Consider the following 17,728-nt stretch of genomic DNA (forward strand, 5'->3'; position numbering starts at 1 on the left):
AGTCAGACACACGGCGCCAAAGTGGATGTGTCGAAACCGACACATTTTCAGTGTGCTACATCATATTTTAAGACTTTAAGCGCTGAAAATCAGTGCCAGATTGCCCCCGAGGACCGGTCGTGGCGCAGCTTCACCTTCAGGCGCGACAGCTTGTCCGGGTTGCGCATGTTGTAGATGTGCTCCAGCCGTCCATCGGCGTCATAGCCGAACATGACGGCCGTCACAATCTCATCGCCATGGAACAGGACGAGGCCACGCGTGCCGTTCAGATCCAGTATCTCGATCTGGCAGGGCTGCCACAGCCGGCCGAGGATGCGCACGACATAACGGCTGACTTCGTCAGGGCCGTCCAGCACCCGGCTCATGGCCGTTGCCTTGCCGCCGCCATCGGACTGGAGCTGTACGGATTCGGCGAGAAGGCCTGTCAGGTGATCCGTAGAGCCCGTTTCAATCGCCGTCAGAAAGGCGGACAGGATCCGGTCCTGATGATCGGCCGAGGGAACGAAACGGGAGACAGGTCCCTGGACATGCCGGCTTGCCCGGGAGACGAGCTGGCGGCAGGCCTGTTCGGTAACGCCCAGTGTTTGGGCAACTTCGTCATATGACTTTGCGAAGATCTCGCGCAGCAGGTAGGCCGCGCGCTCCTTCGGGCTCAGGCGTTCGAGCAGCAGGAGGAAGGCCGTCGTCAGGGATTGCGCCCGGTCAAGATCGGTCTCCGGGTCCGAACCACTGTCGAACTGCAGCGGCTCGGGGATCCACGGGCCGACATAGTCGACCCGTTTGCGGTGAGCGGCCTTGAGTGTGTCCAGGCAACAATTGGTGCAGACAGTGGTGAGGAATGCTTCCGGATTCAGGATGTCGGCGCCGTCCGTGGCTTGCCACTTCAGGTATGTGTCCTGAACTGCATCCTCGGCATCCGCCATGGACCCGAGCATTCGGTAGGCCAGGCCCAGCAGCTTCGGGCGTACCGTCTCGAAAACATCGATGCCTGGCGCTTTCCTCATGTCAGTGGTTCGATACCTGTACCCGGTTCCACAGATTGATCATCGCGATCGCAGCAGTGATCGCACTTATCTCGGTGTCGTCGAAATGGCGGCGCAATTCGGCTCGCAGAGCCTCATAGTTCGTATCGACCTTGAGACTGGTCAAGGCTTCCGTCCAGGCAAATGCCGCCTTTTCCGCCGGCGTATAATCGTCGACATGCCGCCAGACCGTGAGCCGCTGCAGACGCTCCTGGGTTTCGCCTCCATCAAGCGCTTCCTTGGTATGCATCTTGACGCAATAGGCGCACTGGTTGATCTGCGAGGCGCGCAGGTCGATCAGATGCCGCAGTTTCGGCTCCAGCGCCGCCTTGCCGATTTCGCCACTGGCGGCAACGAAGCGTTTCACGATATCGGGGACATTTTCGTAGTGATTGATGGCAGTCGAGGTCGTCATGAGTGTCTTCCATTCAAGTTTCAGGCAGTGACACCGGGTTGACGATCAGGCGCAGCGGTTTGTGACACCGGCGCGAAACTTTTTTCGATCTCTCTTTATTGTCATCCCTGTCCTCGCAAGGATGACAGGGACCACAGGATCCTGTCAGACGGAAAGCGCCTCGTCCTTGCCGAGCCCGTATTTGCGCATCTTTTCGTAGAGCGCCTTTCGGGAAAGACCCAGGTTCTCGTAGGTCGGTTTGATGGCGCCGTCGTTACGCTTGAGTTCGGCGACGATCAGCGCACGCTCATAGGCCGCCACCTGATCGAACAAGGTGGATCCTGCGCCGTTGCTGGGCGCTTTGACCAGTTCGACACCAAGCACGAACCGGTCGGCGACATTGCGCAGTTCGCGGACATTGCCCGGCCATTCCCGTGCCATCAGCTCGGCGAGATACTCCTCATTGATGTCGGGGATCTCGCGCCGGTAACGCGCCCGGGCCTCCACCGCCAGATGCCGGAACAGCAGGGGAATGTCCTCCAGCCTGTCCCGCAGCGGCGGAATGGCGACGTTGACGACGTTGAGCCGGTAAAACAGGTCCAGCCGGAAGCGGCCTTCCTTGCCGGCGGCTTCCAGGTCTTCCTTGGTGGCCGCAATGAAGCGCACGTCCAGTTCGATCGCCTTGTTGGAACCGAGCCGCTCGATGGTCCGGGTCTCGATCACACGCAGAAGCTTGACCTGCAGCTCCAGCGGCATGGATTCGATCTCGTCGAGGAACACCGTGCCGCCATGGGCGTGTTCCAGCTTGCCGATGCGCTGCCCACTGGCGCCGGTGAAGGCACCCTTCTCGTGGCCAAACAATTCGGATTCGATGATTTCCGCAGGAAGTGCCCCGCAGTTGAGCGCAACGAAAGGCTTTTCCTTGCGGGGGCCTTCGTCATGAAGAGCCCGGGCAACCACTTCCTTGCCTGAGCCGGTTTCCCCGAGGATCAGCACATCAGCATCGGTAGCGGCCAGTGCGGTGACATTGCGGCGAAGCAGCTCCATGGCGGAAGTGCGCCCCACAAGACGGCTTTCAAGACCTGTCCTGTCGGCCAGTTCCTCGCGCAGTTTTCGGTTTTCCAGCACCAGACGGCGCTTGTCGAGCGCGCGTTCCACTACAGAGGCAAGGCGCGAAACGGAGAAAGGCTTTTCCATGAAATCGTAAGCACCGGCACGCATGGCCTCGACCGCCAGCGGCACATCGCCATGGCCGGTGATCAGCACCACGGGCAGAGCGGGATCGATCTCGAACGCCCGTTTCATGACCTGGAACCCATCCGTACCGGGCATGCGGATGTCTGTGACGAGCACACCGTAAAACCCGCGGTTGATCCGTTCCAGCGCCTCTTCCGGTTCGCCGGTCGCAAACACTGCCTGGCCGGACAGTTCCAGCCCCTGGCTCAGGGAGCCGCGCAGGTCCGCTTCATCGTCAATCAGTAGGACGGTCGCCTGATCCATAAACGCCTATCTCTTCTCATTCTGCTGCAAGAACGTGCTCGTCGGCCACCGGCAGGCGCATGGTGAACACCGCGCCACCGCCGTCACGATTAGCCGCCTTCAGCGATCCGGAAAAGTCATGAACGATCTTGTAGGCAATCGACAAGCCCAGTCCCAGCCCGGCGCCGACATCCTTGGTGGTGAAAAAGGGATCGAAGATCTGCGGCAGGACATCGGCATCGATGCCGGGGCCATTGTCGCTGACCGTCAGCACCGCCTCTCCGCCCTCCTGCCGCAGCTCCAGCCGCACCTCGGGTTCGGCGAGCGAGGTCGCGTTGCCGCTGACGGCGTCCAGAGCGTTGGACAGGAGATTGATGACCACCTGTTCCAGTCGGATGCGCCCGCCCTTCACAATGATATCCTCGGCAGGCAGCGCCAGGTCGAGGCGCACCTTGCTCTGCTTGATGTGCGGCTGAAGCAGCAGCGTTGCCTCATCGATCACCTGGCGCAGAGAGACCGGCTTGATGTCAGTGCCGGATTTGCGCGTGAAGCCCTTCAGCGTCTTGGCGATTTCGGCCATGCGGCTGACCATGCCTTCGATCCGGGACAGATTGCCGAGAGCCTCGTCCGCCCGTCCCCGCTCGATCAGCATGCCAGCCACTTCAGCATCGGAACGGATTGCCGCCAGAGGTTGATTGTATTCGTGACTGAGCGCCGCCGACATCCGTCCGAGCGTTGCCAGCTTGGCAGTCTGCACGAGTTCGGCCTGGGCAAGGCGCAAGTCGGCTTCGGCCTGTTCACGTTCGCGCACTTCCTGTTCCAGCAGGACGTTGGTGCGGCGCAGGTCTGATGTCCTCGATTGCACGCGGCGCTCCAGACGCAGCGCGCTTGCCCGGTTGCGCCGTTCCTGGCGCACGAATTCTTCCCGGCGGACAATCAGGATGGCGACCCCACCGGCCGCGATCACACAGACCAGGAGCGCTACCAGCATAGCCCAGCCGGATAGCAGGCGCGCCTCCTCGACCGTCACCAGGGTTCTGACCTGCCAACCCAGAACGGCGAGGTTCTCGGTCAGTTGCAAATAATAGTCAGGGGTGTGGGTTGCCGGAAGCAGCACCTCGATGCGCTCTACCACAGACATGTCGGCAATATCCCGGCCGAACGAGAGTTCGTCCATTTGCTTGCCGCGCCAAGCGGGAACATTGGTGACGACGATCCGGCCGCTACCGTCCAGCGCGACCAGCGGTTCCTTGCTGAGGGCCCAGGCCTGCTCGACATCTTCCAGAGAGACCCGAACCGCGAGAACGCCGACAATAGAGCCGTTCCTGCGCATGGGCGAAGCGAACACATAGTTCGAGACTGCCTCGGGCGTGCCGGGGATAAGCTGCCGGCCAAGCTGGCCTTGCAAGGCCTGCTCGAAAGCCTGCTCGATCCGCTCAGCGCCGCCGAACGACCCAGCCGGAACACCATCCTGGCTGGAAACCACGACGTTGCCCTGCCTATCCATCAGCCAAATCTCTTCGGCTCCCGACATGCCGGCGGCAATGGCGGCGATGCCGGGATCTTCCGGCGTGCCGGTTTTTATCAGCAATTGCCGGATGTCCGGGCCTCGCGCCAACAGCGGCGACAGCAGACGGAACTTGTCGAGAAGTCTTTCCAGAACGGCCGTCTGAACCGCAAGATTGGCCCGTGCACCGGTTTCCACTTCCGCAAGCGAAATCCGCAAGCTGGCAAGCCCTGTCAGCCACATCAAGGCAACCGTCGACAGGATCGCCGCCGCTCCGATACCGATCTTCAGCCTGCGCCAGGTCCGGCGCTTGGTCTTGCGCAACATCGCGTCAGTATAAACAAGCCGCGCGCCGCGTGAAGCGGGGGCATTATCCAGTGGATTGCCCCCCGGTCGCGGCGTCCGGCAGGGCAGGCGCGCGCTGGCGCCGGTCGATAGCGACGCTCTTGATCAGAACCGTGACATCCCTGCCCTTGTGAAGATCCAGATCGGCGACAGACGCCCGGGTAATGCGGGCGCGCAGAACCTGTCCGTTGACGGAACACAGAATTTCCGCATAGGGCCCGCTTTCGCTGGAGATACTGCGGATAGTCGCCGCGAAGGCATTGCGGATGGACAGGCCGTGCGGCGGCGTGACGGCGAGGGCGACATCTCTTGCCCGAATACGCAGGCGCACCGCATCGCCCGGCACAGCCGCCATGTCCGGAATCTGAAGGATCGCGCCACCGATATCGACATCGGTCAGGCCCCAGTCCGGATCGCATTTCGTAACGGTGCCTTCGAGAAGTGCACTCGCCTCGTGACGGCCGGTTGCCCTGCCGAGATCGGTCCGGGCAAGCATGTCGGCCACCGGTCCGTAGGCGGGCGTGCGGCCGTCGGACAGGATCACGAGCGTATTCGACAGGCGCGCCACTTCCTCGATGGAATGGCTGACATAGAGGATCGGGATCCCTGCCTCCACGCACAGACGGTCCAGATAGGGCAGGATATCGTTTCGGCGCGCCTGATCGAGATTGGCCAGCGGCTCGTCCATGATCAGCAACCGCGGGTCGGACAGAAGGGCCCGGCCGATGGCAACCCGCTGCCTCTCGCCTCCTGAAAGCGTTCCGGGCTTGCGCTCCAGAAGACCGCCCAGTCCGAGCAGATCGACCACTTCGGCCAGGTCCCGGGTTCCGTGCCTGCGGCCAGCCCAGCGCGCGTAGGTCAGGTTCGAGACGACGCTCAGATGCGGAAACAGCCTCGCGTCCTGAAAAACATGACCGACCCTGCGGGCCTGCACCGACAGGTCTATGCCCTTGTTAGCGTCGAACAGCACCGTTCCATTGACGGCGATGTGCCCGCTGCGCGGCCTGATCAGTCCGGCGATCATGTTGGTCAGGGTTGTCTTGCCGGCGCCCGACTGACCGAAAAGCGATGTCACCCCGCCGGTGCTTTCAAACCGGGCTTCAAGGTCCAACTGGCCGACGCGGCCGGTAATGTCGACATCAAGCATGACCACCCCCCATGCGCGCGCGCAACCGGCGCGCCAGCGCCTCGGAGGCGATCAGTGCAGCAAAGGCAACGAAGGCGGCAACCAGCGTCAGACGAAAGGCGGCAAGCTCACCACCCGGTGTCTGGGTGGCGGTGTAAAGGGCGAGCGACAGGGTTCTGGTTTCGCCTGGTATGTTGGACACGAACGTGATGGTCGCGCCAAATTCGCCCATGGCCTTGGCGAAACCCAGGATAGCGCCGCCCAGAATACCCGGCAGGGCAAGAGGCAGGGTTACGGTCAGAAAGGCTGTCAGACGATGGGCACCGAGAGACTTGGCCGCCTCTTCCAGCTTCGGGTCAACCGCCTCGAAGGAAAGACGGATCGGGCGGACCATCAGGGGAAAGGCCATGACACCGGCTGCGAGGGCTGCACCGGTCCAGTTGAAGGCAAAGGTAACGCCGAAAAAATTGTCCAGAAACGACCCGACGGGCCCCTTGCGACCAAAGGTCAGCAGCAGCACGTACCCCGTGACGACCGGCGGCAGGACCAGAGGCAAGTGCACCAGCGCATTGACGGCGCCATGACCGGTAAACCGGTAGCGCGCAAGCACAAAGGCCATCAAAACGGCAAGCGGCAGCGCAACGGCGAGGGCGGCAGAAGCGACCTTGAGGGTCAGAAGAAGGGCCTGCCATTCCCCGGGCTGGAGATTGAAAAAATCCACGGCTGCTCAGTCTGTTCGTTCCGAAACGCGGCCGAATTTCCTCAGCCTTCTGCCGTTATCGGTTAGAACACCGCAGGAAGGCAAGATATCCTTTGCCCGCGGACTTGGATGCAAGGCCGCAGACTTGGGGTCAATAGTCGGTATCCGCTGCCCGTTTCGCGTCGGAGATGGCGCCAAGCCTTGCCTTCTACGGACAGGGACAGGTGTTGATGGTGCGAAACCGAGCCGTTCCGTTCAGGCGTCACAAAAACATGTTCCCGCCCAAAAACCGAAGGCCGTCAAACCTGAAAAATGGACTTTCGTTTCCGGTACAAACACCCATATGGTCGGTAATGTTGATTTCCGGATAACTACGATCCCTGCCGATTCTCAGGATATTTCATGACAATCACGCTGAAAACCCAGGTTCCCGATGTCGATACCTATCTGCGTCTGCGGGTCGAGTCCGGACTGAGCGGGTATGGCCGGGAAGCGGCAGAAATCGGACTGAAAAACAGTCTCTACTGCGTGATGCTGCTTGACGATGACCAAGCGATCGGCATGGGCCGTTTGATCGGCGACGGCGGCTGTTTCGTCCAGGTCACCGATATCGCGGTTTTGCCCGACTATCAGGGCCGAGGCCTCGGCAAACGCATCATGGCGGCGCTGACCACCTATATCGAAAGTACGTTTCCGCCGTCGACCTATGTCAGCCTGATCGCCGATGTCCCGGCAAATGCGCTCTACGCGCAATTCGGGTTTGAAGAAACAGCTCCCGGATCTCTCGGCATGGCCCGCAGGGCTGGCCGCGGCAGTCTGGCCTGACCAGGGGCTGGTGGATATTTTAACGGCACTCGCATATCGGGTCGTTTCCGATATTGCGGTCTCCTAGGGTTTCTTCACAACAGTTGAGGAGAGAAGCCCTATGTTTCAGATCGAACCCCTTCCCGCTTCCGAATTTACCTATTTGAGCGGCCTGAGCGACGCGGAACTCGCAGAGAAGGGAATCCAGGTGCACATTTCGGACGGCGCTTTTCCCTGCCGCGTATCGCTTGTCGATGCGGCCAAGGGCGCCCGTGTTTACCTGCTCAATTTCGAGCATCAGCCGGGCGAAACGCCCTACCGCTCCAGGCATGCGATCTTCGTTGCCGACGGTGCGGCAGAAAACCATCCGGCCCCGGACACGATCCCGGATGTGGTGGCAAAACGCCTGCTGTCCGTGCGAGCCTTCAACCGGGCCCATGAGATGATCGATGCAGAGGTCGTTGAAGGCCGCGAACTTGCCGGTGTCATCGGAGCGTTCTTCGACAACCCGCAAGTCGATTACATCCACCTGCATTTCGCCCGTCGTGGCTGTTACGCGGCAAAGGTCACGCGCACCGCATGGACCTGATCAGTAGAGCCTGAGCAAGCCTTCGGAGGTGGCTTCTTCCAGAAGCGCCTCCGGAGTTTGTTTCAGCTTGCCGTGGCGGATCATCGCATCGCCGATATCGCCAAGATCGTCGGCGTTCCGCCAGCTTTCCGGTTGCCAGATCTTTGAGCGGATCATCGCCTTGGGGCAATGCATGAATGCGCGGGTGACCTGGACAGCCAGCGCCATCGAGGGTCGTTTTTCGTCCACCTGCATCCGTTCCAGGAGCCAGGCATCCCTGACGATGCGTGCCTCGCCGGAAATCCTCAAGGTTTCGCCCTTCCCCGGGATCATGAAAATCAACCCCACGCGCGGGTCCTTCAGGAGATTATGGTAGCCGTCGAGGCGACGGTTGCCCGGACGATCGGGGATCGCCAGCATTGTGTCGCTCAGGACGGTAACAAACCCGGCCGGATCTCCCTTCGGACTGACATCGATCACGCCCTCCGGATTGGCAGTGGCGATCAGGCAGAACGGCGAGCGGCTGATGAATTGCCTGCAGAGGCCGTCCAACTCCGTTATCTCCTTCACCCTCACCTTCTCCGGTGCGGTTCCGGCGTGGGCTTCAAGCTGGTCAACCGTGGTTATCAGGTCAGTGAAATCTGCAAATGACTTTGGGTCTTCCGGCATGGCAACCTCCCTGGATCTGCCCCGCTGGCGTCCTGTCCATCAAAAGGCGCTGCGTCCGTGATGACAAGGCATTTTGCAAGCCCTGCCCTTTTTCCAAACTGGCGCCCCGTTTCTGGTTAAACTGGATCTTACCTGCGCATCACCGAACCCATCATAAAGGGATCGCATTGCCGACCTAAACTTTAACGGCACACCTCGCAAAGGTACAACTCATAGGAGATCCGGCCATGCCGACCGCAGCCAAACGCCGCGCCGCCTTCAAAGCCCTTCACGAGAAAGGACGGGCTTTTCTCATGCCGAATCCCTTCGATATCGGCACAGCCCGGATTCTGGACGGATTGCGGTTTGACGCCATGGCGACTTCCAGTGCGGGCTACGCCTGGACGCAGGGTGTGAAGGATGCCGAAGGGCTGATCACGCGGGACGATGCTCTCGGACACGCAGCCGACATCATCGCTGCAACCAGCGTGCCGGTGAACGGAGACCTGGAAAACGGCTTCGGCGACAGTCCGGACGACGTGGTGGCAACAGTGAAAGGCGCGATCGAGGTTGGCCTCGCAGGCTGCTCCATCGAGGATTACACCACTGATCCGAAACATCCCTACTACGATCTGGAACTGGCGGTCGAGCGGATCAAGGCGGCGGTGGATGCCAAGAACCGGCTCGCGCCGGATTTTGTCCTGACCGCCCGTAGCGAAGGGCCCGTGCATACGCAGCACGAGCTTGACGAAACCATCAAGCGGCTGAACGCATTTGCCGAAGCCGGTGCAGATTGCGTCTATGCACCGGAGCTGAAGGACAAGGAGCAAATCGCCGCGGTTCTGGCCGCCGTCGATGCGCCGATGAACATTCTGGCAGGACGGAAGAACTTTCACCTGACCCGCAAGGAACTGGGCGACATGGGCGTTGCCCGGGTTTCCATCGGGGCGGGCCTGGCACGACTTGCCTATCGCGCCTTTGTTGCGGCCGCTGAAGACATGAAGGACGGCGGCACGTTCGGCTGTTTCGACAGAACGGAAACCATGCCGGAGGGCATTCCTGATTTTGAATCCTTCATGAAGGCAAGGCCCTGACCCGATATGGACGCCTCGTCCGGCCCGAGCGGCCTCGTTCGGGCAAAGTCCGGGGATGCCGGAGCCTTGCGCGAACTCGCCCGCCGCGCCTACCAACACTATATCCCGGTCATCGGCGCCGTGCCGGTGCCGATGACCGCGGATTATGCCGCACATGTGCGGAATGACGAGGTGTGGGTTCTGCGCTCCGGCAATGCTCTTGTCGCGAGCCTCGTGCTGATCAGGCAGCCGGATCATCTCCTCATCGAGAGCATCGCCGTCGATCCCGCCAAGCAGGGCAAGGGTCATGGGAGGCAGGTACTGGACTTTGCACAGCGACGGGCTGCGGACCTGGAACTGGTCGATATCCGGCTCTATACCAACGTCCTGATGCATGAGAACCGGGCCTGGTACCAGCGGGCAGGGTTCACAGAAACCCATGAAGAACAGCGCGGCGACAAGCGGATCGTCCACATGCGGCTGACACTGTGACCGAGCCGAATTCCAGCTCCGGGCGTACTGGATAATATTGATCCGGGGCAGAGTCCTGCCCCGGATTTCAGCAGCTTTCGTGTGCTTTGGGCTTCCTGGCCCGCTACTCCGGGCCCCAGGTTTTCTGCTTTTTCTGCTTCATGACATTGCGAACCATCTTGCCGAATGCCCGATCCCTGGACCTGCGCTCGGCCAGGCTGGCGGAGTTGAAGGCTTCTTCCGCCTTCAGTTTTCGCCATCTGTTCAGTCGGGCGGCTTCCAGGGTTCCGTCCTCAAGTGCCTCCTGAACGGCGCAGCCTGGCTCCGTATCATGCCGGCAGTCGGTGAAACGGCAGCGAGACGCAAGATCGTTGAGATCCGAGAACAGATCATCGATCCCGGACGCGACATCGGTCAATTGCAACTCTCGCATGCCCGGCGTATCCAGGACGAGACAGCCGCCCGGCACCGCGTGAAGCTGACGATGGGTCGTCGTATGGCGGCCCTTGGCGTCGTCCTCGCGAATGGCCTGTGTGGCGATGTCTGCTGTGCCTGACAGGGCATTGGTAAGCGTCGACTTGCCGACACCGGACGACCCAAGGAATGCGACTGTCTTGCCGGGCCAGCACCAGTCAGCCAGTTTCAACGCAGGTTCACTGCCTCGTGCGTCGAGTGCCACCACCGGCACCTCCGCCGAGATCTTGACAGCCTGATCGACAAAGCTGTCCTGATCGGCTGCCAGATCGGACTTGGTCAGCACAATGACCGGGCTGATGCCCGCTTCGAAGGCAAGTGCGATGTATCGCTCCAGGCGGGCGATGTTGAAGTCCTGATTGCAGGATGACACCACGAAGGCTGTGTCGATATTGGCGGCGATCAGCTGGATCTGGCGGTCCGTTCCCGGCGCGCGGCGCCTGAGCAGGCTCTGCCGCTCCAGGATCCGGCTTGAGGCGGTGTGTGCGCGATCCAGCAGTAGCCAGTCGCCGACGGTGGCATCCTTCACCGGCAGAATTGCTTCGTCGATGTCCTGCCCGACCACGTGAAAGGCGTTGCGATGAACTTCAACCACCCGCACAGGCGGTGTTGCCGTCAACTCGTCGGAACTGATCTGTTGTGCAAAAAAGGGTTTCCAGCCAAGTGCCTGAAGCGCTGAAGGTGTGGTGTTTGGCCCGCTGGTTTTTGGGTGCGCGGGAAAGAAGTCGGAATAGTTCCGTACCATGAGATTGTCTCGTGAATTAAACACACGTCATCGGGCGCCCGTGAAGGCACCGGTTCATGTATTCAAGGCTCTCTGATCTTCAGAGAGCCTGCTCACGCAATCTCTGACATCCAATCTCCATGGGTCGCACCTCTTGAGGCGCTCGCCTTACCTAGTCGCAAGCTGGCGTCGTTTCAAGATGACCAGCCCGCCGGAAACGCCTTTTCGCTCAACGACCGGGCTTATTCCGGGCGCTCGCCGACGTAGGCGGCCCGAGGGCGGATCTGTTCCGGCGCGGCGTATTGTTCCAGCGCATGGGCAATCCAGCCGGTCATGCGGGCAGCGCAGAAGATGATCTTGCCGGCGTCCTTCGGCAGGCCATAGGTCTTCTGGGTGGCGGCCAGCGCAAGATCGATGTTCGGCGCTTCGCCGAACAGATCCCGCGCCACCGTTATCAGGCCCGGCAGGCGCTGGACAAATGGATGTGCCGGCTCGCTGCGATAGAGGACATCGAGCAGACATTCGGCGCGCGGGTCCGGCCCGCGATAGATCGAGTGGCCGAAGCCGGGCAGGGGTTCCCCCCTGCTCAGCCGGTCTGCCAGCATCGTCTCGATGTCGGTCTCCGGTCCGATATCGGACAGCCAGGCCGTTGCCCGGTCGGATGCCGCGCCGTGACGCGGGCCGGCAAAGGCTCCCAGTCCGGAAATCAGTGCCGCGTGAAGCGGCGCACGGGTGGATGCGGCGCAGCGGGTGGCGAAAGCACTGGTGTTAAGCTCATGGTCGGCGCACAGGATCAGCGCCGCCCTGATGACGTTTTTTGCCGAGGAGGATACGCCGTAGGCATTGGCAATCTGCGTATGGATCGGCACGTCGACCGGATCGGCGTTGAGCAGGGCGGCAACCGAATAGCGCAGCAAGGCAGCGCCTTTCACCTGAAGAAGCTTGGGCGCCTGGGTGTAGGCTGCCTTGTCCTGCAATGGCCAGGCGGCAAGCGCGACCATCAGCCGGTCCAATGGCGCCAGCCCATCCGGCAGGTCCGGTGGCGGCAGCGGCGCGCTTTCGGCAAATGGATCCTCCTGCGACGCCCAGAGCAGGGTCGCAACAGTTTCCAGCGTGGAAGTTTGTGCCAGATCGACCGCCGGCCGGCCGCGATAAACCGGCCCGGCCTCCGAAATCAGCGTCAATTCGGTTTCCAGCACCGGGTCGCCGGTCAGGGGCCTCGCACCGGAATAATCATCCGCGGCCTTGCGGCCCTTCAGGCGGCGCACATCGACCGCGTCATAGCGGCGCTGTTTGCCCGGGCCGGCAACGGAGGCGATCAGCCCGCGGCTGACATAGGCGTAGAGCGTGGCCGGCTGCACGCCGAGTTCCGCGGCGGCTTCTCGGGCAGACAGATAGATCGTCTTGGTCATATATTGATTTTAATTATCAACATTGATCAATGCAATCAGTTCTTTCTATCTGGCGGCATAGAAAAGGAGATAGCCATGACCGAAGCGCCGAACCCCGCCCGGATGACACCGGACCCGATTGCCGGTTTGGAGGGCGTCGTTGCCGCCACCACAATGCTCAGCCATGTCGACGGCCAGAAGGGCGTCCTGATCCTTTACGGACGTCATATCGAGGACCTGGCCGGACACCTGAGTTTCGAGGAAGCGGTCCGCCACCTGTGGCAGGACTTCGACCTGCCTGAAGCCACTTGCCTGCGCGAGGCATTCGGCGAGGCGCGGCGGGCAGCCTTTGCGGTCATGCCGGTTCTTGAAGCCGCCCCGTCCAGCCTCACCGTCTATGAACGCATGCAGCTTGGCCTGGCTGCCTTGCCACTGTCGACCGGCCGTCCCGAGGCGATCGCCATAGCCGGTGCATTGCCCGTGTTCCTGGCGGCGTCTCACCGCATTGCAAATGGCCAGGCCCCGGTTGCCCCGGACAGCACACTGGAAACCGCAACCGACCTCTTGCGCATGCTGAGCGGAGAATTGCCGCCTGCGGGCCATGCCGCCGCGCTGAACCGCTACCTGGTGACCATCCTGGACCACGGCTTGAACGCATCCACCTTCACGGCCCGTGTCATCGGTTCGACCCAGGCAAACCTGAAGCAGGCCGTGCTTGGCGCAATGGGTGCGCTCAGCGGACCGCTGCATGGCGGTGCTCCGGGCCCCGTTCTGGACATGATCGATGCCATCGGCAGCCCTGAGAATGCCGCTGCCTGGATCGGCGATGCGCTGGCACGCAAGGAGCGGCTGATGGGGTTCGGCCACCGGATCTACAGGACACGGGATCCGCGTGCGGATGTGCTGAAGGCGGGGCTGCGGCTGCTCGGATCCGATAATCCGAAGGTCCGTCTGGCCGAAGAGATCGAACAGGCGGCGCTTGCAGCCCTGAAAGCCGCCAAGCCTGACCGTCCGCTGGAGACGAACGTGGAGTTCTACACCGCTGTCTTGCTGGATGCGATCGGGATCGACCGGACCTTGTTCACGCCGCTCTTTGCCGTTGGCCGGACACCGGGTTGGTGCGCCCATGTTCTGGAACAGCAGGAAACCGGCAAGCTGATCCGGCCGTCGTCGCATTATGTCGGGCCGATGCCCGCCTGATCGAGACCGGTAGAGTATCTTTCACTGAAAAGCGCCATGCCCGGAAGGCGGATCGTCCGTCTTCCGGGATTTTGTATTCAGTCGGTAGACCATCTCTCGCACCCACATGTGCAGCGGTGCGCGATGATTGAGCGTGGTCCAGACCAGGCTGATCGTCACCGACGTCTGAACCGGGCAGGGCACCACCCGAAGTCCCTCCGCAACGGACCTGGACAGCCGTTCGGGCACTGTGGCGACGAGGTTCGATCCAGACACCAGCCGCTCCAGTCCTGCCGGGCTCGGCACGCGAAGGGCGACTTTCAGGTCCCTGTTCATACGCTCAAGCTCGATGATGTAGCGCGACCGCCACTGACCACCATAGGTGACGAGCACATGATCGAGCTCCAGAAAATCCTCCAGGGTCAACACTGATCCGGCCTTCGGGTGCTCGGGGTCGAGCAGGCAGACGTAGCGGTCCTGGTAAAGATCACGCCTGTAGAAATGAGGGTCCGACCGTTCGAACGGGCCAATCAGAAGATCCGCCTCGTTACGCAAAAGGCGCTCGTGACCTATGCCCGATGCATCAATGATCTCCAGATCCAGGTTCGGAGCTTCGCGTTTGAGAAAATGGACGATCTCCGGGATGATCAGCACGCGCTCATAGAAATTGCAGGCGATGGTGAACGTTTGCGAGGCCGTTTGCGGATCAAAATCGGGCGGGGCCGCCAGTTGCCGGAATTCCGCGGTCAGCCGTTTGGCCTGGTGGACGATATCCTCGCAGCGCTGCGTCGGGTGCAATCGCCGGGCCTGACGAACGAACAAGGGATCCTGAAACACGTCCCGCAGCTTGTTGATGGTGTAGCTGACAGCCGACTGGTTGACTCCAAGCTCTTCCGCTGCACGCGTGAAAGAGCGGAGCTGGTGGACCCAGACCAGAACCTGCAATGCCCGAAAATCGACTTCCAACGGATCGCCCGGCACCTACAGCTCCTCCCGAATCCGGCAATGACGCGTGTTGCGCTTGGTAAAATCAAAAAATTCGATGGCAACTATAAAGTCAATCGTATTGCTTGATTTAAAGTCGACCGATTAACTTGGCGCAGTTGCCGGATTTGGGAGGAGATGGCAGATGGCGGTCGCACCTGTCGACGAAACGCTGACGCTTGCGGACCTGACGCGCGACCCCTATCCGATCTACAAGCGGATGCGGGCCGAAACGCCGATCGTTCAGGTTCCGGCGGCAAACCGGATCTTTCTGACCAAGGCGAAACACACCAAGATGGTGAAGGACGACCCCGAACTCTACAGTTCGGACGACCCTGTCACGCCGATGCGGCGCGCCTTTCTTGCCCACACCCTGATGCGCAAGGACGGCGAGGAACACCGGCGCGAGCGCATGGCCATGCAGCCGGCCTTCTCGCCCAAGGTCATCAAGACCGATTGGGCCGACCTGTATCGCAAGATTGCCGCTGACTATCTCGACCGGTTGCCAAAAGGCGAAACAGTCGACCTGTTCACCGACCTGTGCGGACCGGTGGCGGCGCGGATCCTGGCGCACATTCTGGGCCTCGACGAAGTCAGCGACGCCGATATGCAGCGCTGGTCGCAGGTGCTGATCGACGGCGCCGGCAACTTCGGCTTCGCGGACGAACCGTTCGCCCGGTCGGATGCGGCCAATGCCGAAATGGACGCCATGTTCGACAGTCTGATTGCCCGGCATACGGCAGAACCCAACAATTCCGCCTTCTCCGTCATGCTGAACGCCAAGGACCCGATCCCCAAAAGCCAGATTTACGCCAACATCAAGATTGCCATCGGCGGCGGGATCAATGAACCGCGCGATGCGCTGGCAACCATCATCTATGGACTGCTGACCAATCCGGACCAGCTTGAGGAAGTGAAGCGGCAGGATGCCTGGGCGGATGCGTTCGAAGAAGGTGTTCGCTGGGTCGCGCCGATCCAGGCGTCCTCCCGCCGGGCAACGCGGGATCTCGAGATCGACGGCATCGACATTCCCGAGGGTGTGACCTTGATGACCATCCAGGCCTCGGCCAACCGCGACGAGGATCTTTACGAGGATGGCGAGGCCTTCAACGTCTTTCGAAAGAAAGCCCCGCACCAGGCCTTCGGCAGCGGACCACATCATTGTGCCGGGGCCCATATCTCGCGGCGGACCGTCGGGGAGATCATGCTGCCGATGCTGTTCGAGCGGTTTCCCGGCATGACGCTGGACAAACCCGAAGACGTGATCTGGAGCGGCTTCGGCTTCCGCGGCCCCTTGAACCTGCCCGTCAAACTGACCTGACAGAAAGAAACCAACCGGGCCCGGCCAGAGCCGGCCGAAAGGGAGAACCGCATGGTGCAGATCACCTTCGTCCAGCCGAACGGCAGCCGGACAACCATAGATGCCAACGAAGGGGCAAGCGTCATGGAAACGGCCGTCAGCCACGGGGTCGACGGCATTTTTGCCGAATGCGGCGGCGCCATGATGTGCGCCACCTGCCATTGCTACGTGGACGAGGACTGGAGCGACAAGACGGGCGAACGCACCGAAGACGAGGACGTCATGCTGGAATGTGCAGCGGCCGACTTGCGCGAAACATCCCGTTTGTCCTGCCAGATCAGGCTGACCAGTGCCCTTGACGGCCTGGTGGTGCACCTGCCGGACGAGCAGGCCTGAGGGAACGATTTCGATTAAGGGAGGAAATCATGTCGAATTACAGGACCATAAGGTCAATGGCCGCAGGAGCGGTCACCATGGGGGCACTCGCTGCAGCGACGCTCTCGCTGACATTCACTGCAGGACCGGCCGCGGCGGCAGAGGTCACGCTGCGGCTGCACCAGATGCTGCCGGCACAGGCCAGCGTGCCGAAGAATATCCTTGAACCATGGATGGCGCGGATCGAGGAAGAATCGGGAGGCCGGATCGAGTTCCAGCATTTCCCGGCAATGCAGCTTGGCGGCAAGCCACCGGAACTGGTCGATCAGGCCATCGACGGCGTGGCGGACATCGTCTGGACGTTGCCCGGCTACACACCCGGACGGTTTCCGAGGACCGAAGTCTTCGAACTGCCCTTCATCATGACAAATGCCGAAGCCGTTTCGCGTGCCTTCTGGCAGCTTGCCGAAGAGACAATGCTGGACCAGGACTTCAAGGACATGAAAGTTCTGGGTCTCTGGGTGCATGGGCCAGGACTGATCCATTCCAAGGAACCGATCGATTCGCTCGATGACCTGAACGGCGTGAAACTGCGGGCACCGACACGGGTGACCAACGAGATGTTCAGCTCGCTGGGGGCGACCCCTGTCGGCATGCCCGTGCCGGCGGTTCCCGAGGCGCTGTCCAAAGGCGTTATCGACGCCACCGTGGTGCCGTGGGAAGTCACCGGCTCGCTCAAGATCAACGAGCTCGTCAGCAATCACACCGACTTCGGTGATGACGCGCTTTACACGGCAGCCTTCGTGCTGGGCATGAACCAGGCTGTCTACGACGGACTTCCCGACGATCTGAAAGCGATCATCGACAAGAACTCCGGTCTTGAACTTTCCGGATTTGCCGGCGGGCAGATGCAACGGGATGACGCCAAGCCCCGCGACGAGGCAATCGAGAAGGGCGCGACAATCATCGAACTTTCCCCGGAAGAAGTCGCCCGCTGGAAGGAAGCCTCGGCCCCGACCATTGAAAAATGGATTGCCGAAATGGACGAGAAGGGCTTGGACGGCACAGGCCTGTACAATCGTGCCGTCGAACTGATCGAGGAGAACACCGGAAAATAGCCGGCCCGGGGTGGTGCGCGGCTCCCCCACAGGGCTGTGTGTCTCA

General features: G+C 61.4%; 18 protein-coding genes. 8 read left to right on the forward strand and 10 right to left on the reverse strand.

Features of this window, described 5'->3' with window-relative positions; genetic code table 11:
* Positions 1–89: 89 nt before the first annotated feature.
* The 6 genes from sigJ to modB all read right to left on the reverse strand — a co-directional run bounded on the left by sigJ (position 90) and on the right by modB (position 6,594).
* Positions 90–1,004 (reverse strand): RNA polymerase sigma factor SigJ, encoded by a 915-nt coding sequence (gene sigJ, locus ACYQ54_RS18035; RefSeq protein ID WP_460084971.1) that lies wholly within the window; start codon positions 1,002–1,004, stop codon positions 90–92.
* 1 nt (position 1,005) lies between these two features.
* Positions 1,006–1,437, reverse strand: a complete 432-nt coding sequence (locus tag ACYQ54_RS18040) for a carboxymuconolactone decarboxylase family protein (protein WP_460084973.1) — start codon at positions 1,435–1,437, stop codon at positions 1,006–1,008.
* Positions 1,438–1,581: 144 nt separating this feature from the next.
* A complete protein-coding gene (locus ACYQ54_RS18045; protein WP_460084976.1) occupies positions 1,582–2,916 on the reverse strand; it encodes a sigma-54-dependent transcriptional regulator in 1,335 nt (444 codons plus the stop codon).
* Between the two features lie 16 nt (positions 2,917–2,932).
* Positions 2,933–4,729: a sensor histidine kinase gene (locus tag ACYQ54_RS18050; RefSeq protein ID WP_460084979.1), complete on the reverse strand. Its 1,797-nt coding sequence runs from the start codon at positions 4,727–4,729 to the stop codon at positions 2,933–2,935.
* A 43-nt stretch (positions 4,730–4,772) separates the two neighbouring features.
* Positions 4,773–5,900 carry a molybdenum ABC transporter ATP-binding protein gene (gene modC, locus ACYQ54_RS18055; protein WP_460084982.1) on the reverse strand — a complete coding sequence of 376 codons (1,128 nt, stop codon included), beginning with the start codon at positions 5,898–5,900 and terminating at the stop codon, positions 4,773–4,775.
* Positions 5,887–6,594 (reverse strand): molybdate ABC transporter permease subunit, encoded by a 708-nt coding sequence (gene modB / locus ACYQ54_RS18060; RefSeq protein WP_460084985.1) that lies wholly within the window; start codon positions 6,592–6,594, stop codon positions 5,887–5,889. Before modB ends, modC begins: the two co-directional genes overlap by 14 nt.
* A 381-nt stretch (positions 6,595–6,975) precedes the next feature.
* Between modB and ACYQ54_RS18065 the strand changes: the two genes are divergently transcribed.
* Both ACYQ54_RS18065 and ACYQ54_RS18070 read left to right on the forward strand, forming a co-directional pair.
* Positions 6,976–7,398 carry a GNAT family N-acetyltransferase gene (locus ACYQ54_RS18065; protein WP_460084987.1) on the forward strand — a complete coding sequence of 141 codons (423 nt, stop codon included), beginning with the start codon at positions 6,976–6,978 and terminating at the stop codon, positions 7,396–7,398.
* 100 nt (positions 7,399–7,498) lie between these two features.
* Positions 7,499–7,966: a DUF1203 domain-containing protein gene (locus ACYQ54_RS18070; RefSeq protein WP_460084990.1), complete on the forward strand. Its 468-nt coding sequence runs from the start codon at positions 7,499–7,501 to the stop codon at positions 7,964–7,966.
* Here the strand turns inward: ACYQ54_RS18070 and ACYQ54_RS18075 are convergent, their stop codons facing one another.
* A complete protein-coding gene (locus ACYQ54_RS18075; RefSeq protein ID WP_460084992.1) occupies positions 7,967–8,614 on the reverse strand; it encodes an MSMEG_1061 family FMN-dependent PPOX-type flavoprotein in 648 nt (215 codons plus the stop codon).
* A gap of 227 nt (positions 8,615–8,841) precedes the next feature.
* Here ACYQ54_RS18075 and ACYQ54_RS18080 point away from each other — a divergent pair, with 227 nt between their 5' ends.
* Together ACYQ54_RS18080 and ACYQ54_RS18085 are read left to right on the forward strand one after the other, a co-directional pair.
* Positions 8,842–9,687, forward strand: coding sequence for an isocitrate lyase/PEP mutase family protein (locus tag ACYQ54_RS18080; RefSeq protein WP_460084995.1), 846 nt, complete (start codon positions 8,842–8,844; stop codon positions 9,685–9,687).
* Between the two features lie 6 nt (positions 9,688–9,693).
* The gene (locus ACYQ54_RS18085; RefSeq protein ID WP_460084997.1) at positions 9,694–10,158 is read left to right on the forward strand and encodes a GNAT family N-acetyltransferase; all 465 of its coding nucleotides are present in this window, start codon (positions 9,694–9,696) and stop codon (positions 10,156–10,158) included.
* 103 nt (positions 10,159–10,261) lie between these two features.
* Here the strand turns inward: ACYQ54_RS18085 and rsgA are convergent, their stop codons facing one another.
* Together rsgA and ACYQ54_RS18095 are read right to left on the reverse strand one after the other, a co-directional pair.
* On the reverse strand, positions 10,262–11,356 hold the full coding sequence (rsgA, locus tag ACYQ54_RS18090) for a ribosome small subunit-dependent GTPase A (protein ID WP_460084999.1): 1,095 nt from the start codon (positions 11,354–11,356) through the stop codon (positions 10,262–10,264).
* Positions 11,357–11,577: 221 nt separating this feature from the next.
* A complete protein-coding gene (locus ACYQ54_RS18095; RefSeq protein ID WP_460085002.1) occupies positions 11,578–12,747 on the reverse strand; it encodes a citrate synthase in 1,170 nt (389 codons plus the stop codon).
* A gap of 75 nt (positions 12,748–12,822) precedes the next feature.
* Between ACYQ54_RS18095 and ACYQ54_RS18100 the strand changes: the two genes are divergently transcribed.
* Entirely contained in the window at positions 12,823–13,926 is a 1,104-nt protein-coding gene (locus tag ACYQ54_RS18100; RefSeq protein WP_460085004.1) for a citrate synthase/methylcitrate synthase, read from the forward strand.
* A gap of 21 nt (positions 13,927–13,947) precedes the next feature.
* Here ACYQ54_RS18100 and ACYQ54_RS18105 read toward each other — a convergent pair whose 3' ends face one another.
* On the reverse strand, positions 13,948–14,886 hold the full coding sequence (locus ACYQ54_RS18105) for a LysR family transcriptional regulator (RefSeq protein ID WP_460085007.1): 939 nt from the start codon (positions 14,884–14,886) through the stop codon (positions 13,948–13,950).
* 148 nt (positions 14,887–15,034) lie between these two features.
* Here ACYQ54_RS18105 and ACYQ54_RS18110 point away from each other — a divergent pair, with 148 nt between their 5' ends.
* The 3 genes from ACYQ54_RS18110 to ACYQ54_RS18120 are packed head-to-tail and all read left to right on the forward strand — an operon-like array spanning position 15,035 to position 17,682.
* Positions 15,035–16,210, forward strand: coding sequence for a cytochrome P450 (locus ACYQ54_RS18110; protein ID WP_460085010.1), 1,176 nt, complete (start codon positions 15,035–15,037; stop codon positions 16,208–16,210).
* A gap of 51 nt (positions 16,211–16,261) precedes the next feature.
* Positions 16,262–16,585, forward strand: coding sequence for a 2Fe-2S iron-sulfur cluster-binding protein (locus ACYQ54_RS18115; protein ID WP_460085013.1), 324 nt, complete (start codon positions 16,262–16,264; stop codon positions 16,583–16,585).
* Between the two features lie 29 nt (positions 16,586–16,614).
* Entirely contained in the window at positions 16,615–17,682 is a 1,068-nt protein-coding gene (locus ACYQ54_RS18120; RefSeq protein ID WP_460085016.1) for a TRAP transporter substrate-binding protein, read from the forward strand.
* The last annotated feature ends 46 nt before the right edge of the window (positions 17,683–17,728 follow it).

It is taken from the genome of Roseibium sp. LAB1 (assembly GCF_054658235.1).

What these genes read in the sequence shown, in the direction of transcription:
- sigJ (WP_460084971.1), bottom strand. Translation starts at nt 1,004, where the DNA reads ATGAGGAAAGCGCCAGGCATCGATGTTTTCGAGACGGTACGCCCGAAG.
- ACYQ54_RS18040 (WP_460084973.1), bottom strand. Translation starts at nt 1,437, where the DNA reads ATGACGACCTCGACTGCCATCAATCACTACGAAAATGTCCCCGATATC.
- ACYQ54_RS18045 (WP_460084976.1), bottom strand. Translation starts at nt 2,916, where the DNA reads ATGGATCAGGCGACCGTCCTACTGATTGACGATGAAGCGGACCTGCGC.
- ACYQ54_RS18050 (WP_460084979.1), bottom strand. Translation starts at nt 4,729, where the DNA reads ATGTTGCGCAAGACCAAGCGCCGGACCTGGCGCAGGCTGAAGATCGGT.
- ACYQ54_RS18065 (WP_460084987.1), top strand. Translation starts at nt 6,976, where the DNA reads ATGACAATCACGCTGAAAACCCAGGTTCCCGATGTCGATACCTATCTG.
- ACYQ54_RS18070 (WP_460084990.1), top strand. Translation starts at nt 7,499, where the DNA reads ATGTTTCAGATCGAACCCCTTCCCGCTTCCGAATTTACCTATTTGAGC.
- ACYQ54_RS18075 (WP_460084992.1), bottom strand. Translation starts at nt 8,614, where the DNA reads ATGCCGGAAGACCCAAAGTCATTTGCAGATTTCACTGACCTGATAACC.
- ACYQ54_RS18080 (WP_460084995.1), top strand. Translation starts at nt 8,842, where the DNA reads ATGCCGACCGCAGCCAAACGCCGCGCCGCCTTCAAAGCCCTTCACGAG.
- ACYQ54_RS18085 (WP_460084997.1), top strand. Translation starts at nt 9,694, where the DNA reads ATGGACGCCTCGTCCGGCCCGAGCGGCCTCGTTCGGGCAAAGTCCGGG.
- rsgA (WP_460084999.1), bottom strand. Translation starts at nt 11,356, where the DNA reads ATGGTACGGAACTATTCCGACTTCTTTCCCGCGCACCCAAAAACCAGC.
- ACYQ54_RS18095 (WP_460085002.1), bottom strand. Translation starts at nt 12,747, where the DNA reads ATGACCAAGACGATCTATCTGTCTGCCCGAGAAGCCGCCGCGGAACTC.
- ACYQ54_RS18100 (WP_460085004.1), top strand. Translation starts at nt 12,823, where the DNA reads ATGACCGAAGCGCCGAACCCCGCCCGGATGACACCGGACCCGATTGCC.
- ACYQ54_RS18110 (WP_460085010.1), top strand. Translation starts at nt 15,035, where the DNA reads ATGGCGGTCGCACCTGTCGACGAAACGCTGACGCTTGCGGACCTGACG.
- ACYQ54_RS18115 (WP_460085013.1), top strand. Translation starts at nt 16,262, where the DNA reads ATGGTGCAGATCACCTTCGTCCAGCCGAACGGCAGCCGGACAACCATA.
- ACYQ54_RS18120 (WP_460085016.1), top strand. Translation starts at nt 16,615, where the DNA reads ATGTCGAATTACAGGACCATAAGGTCAATGGCCGCAGGAGCGGTCACC.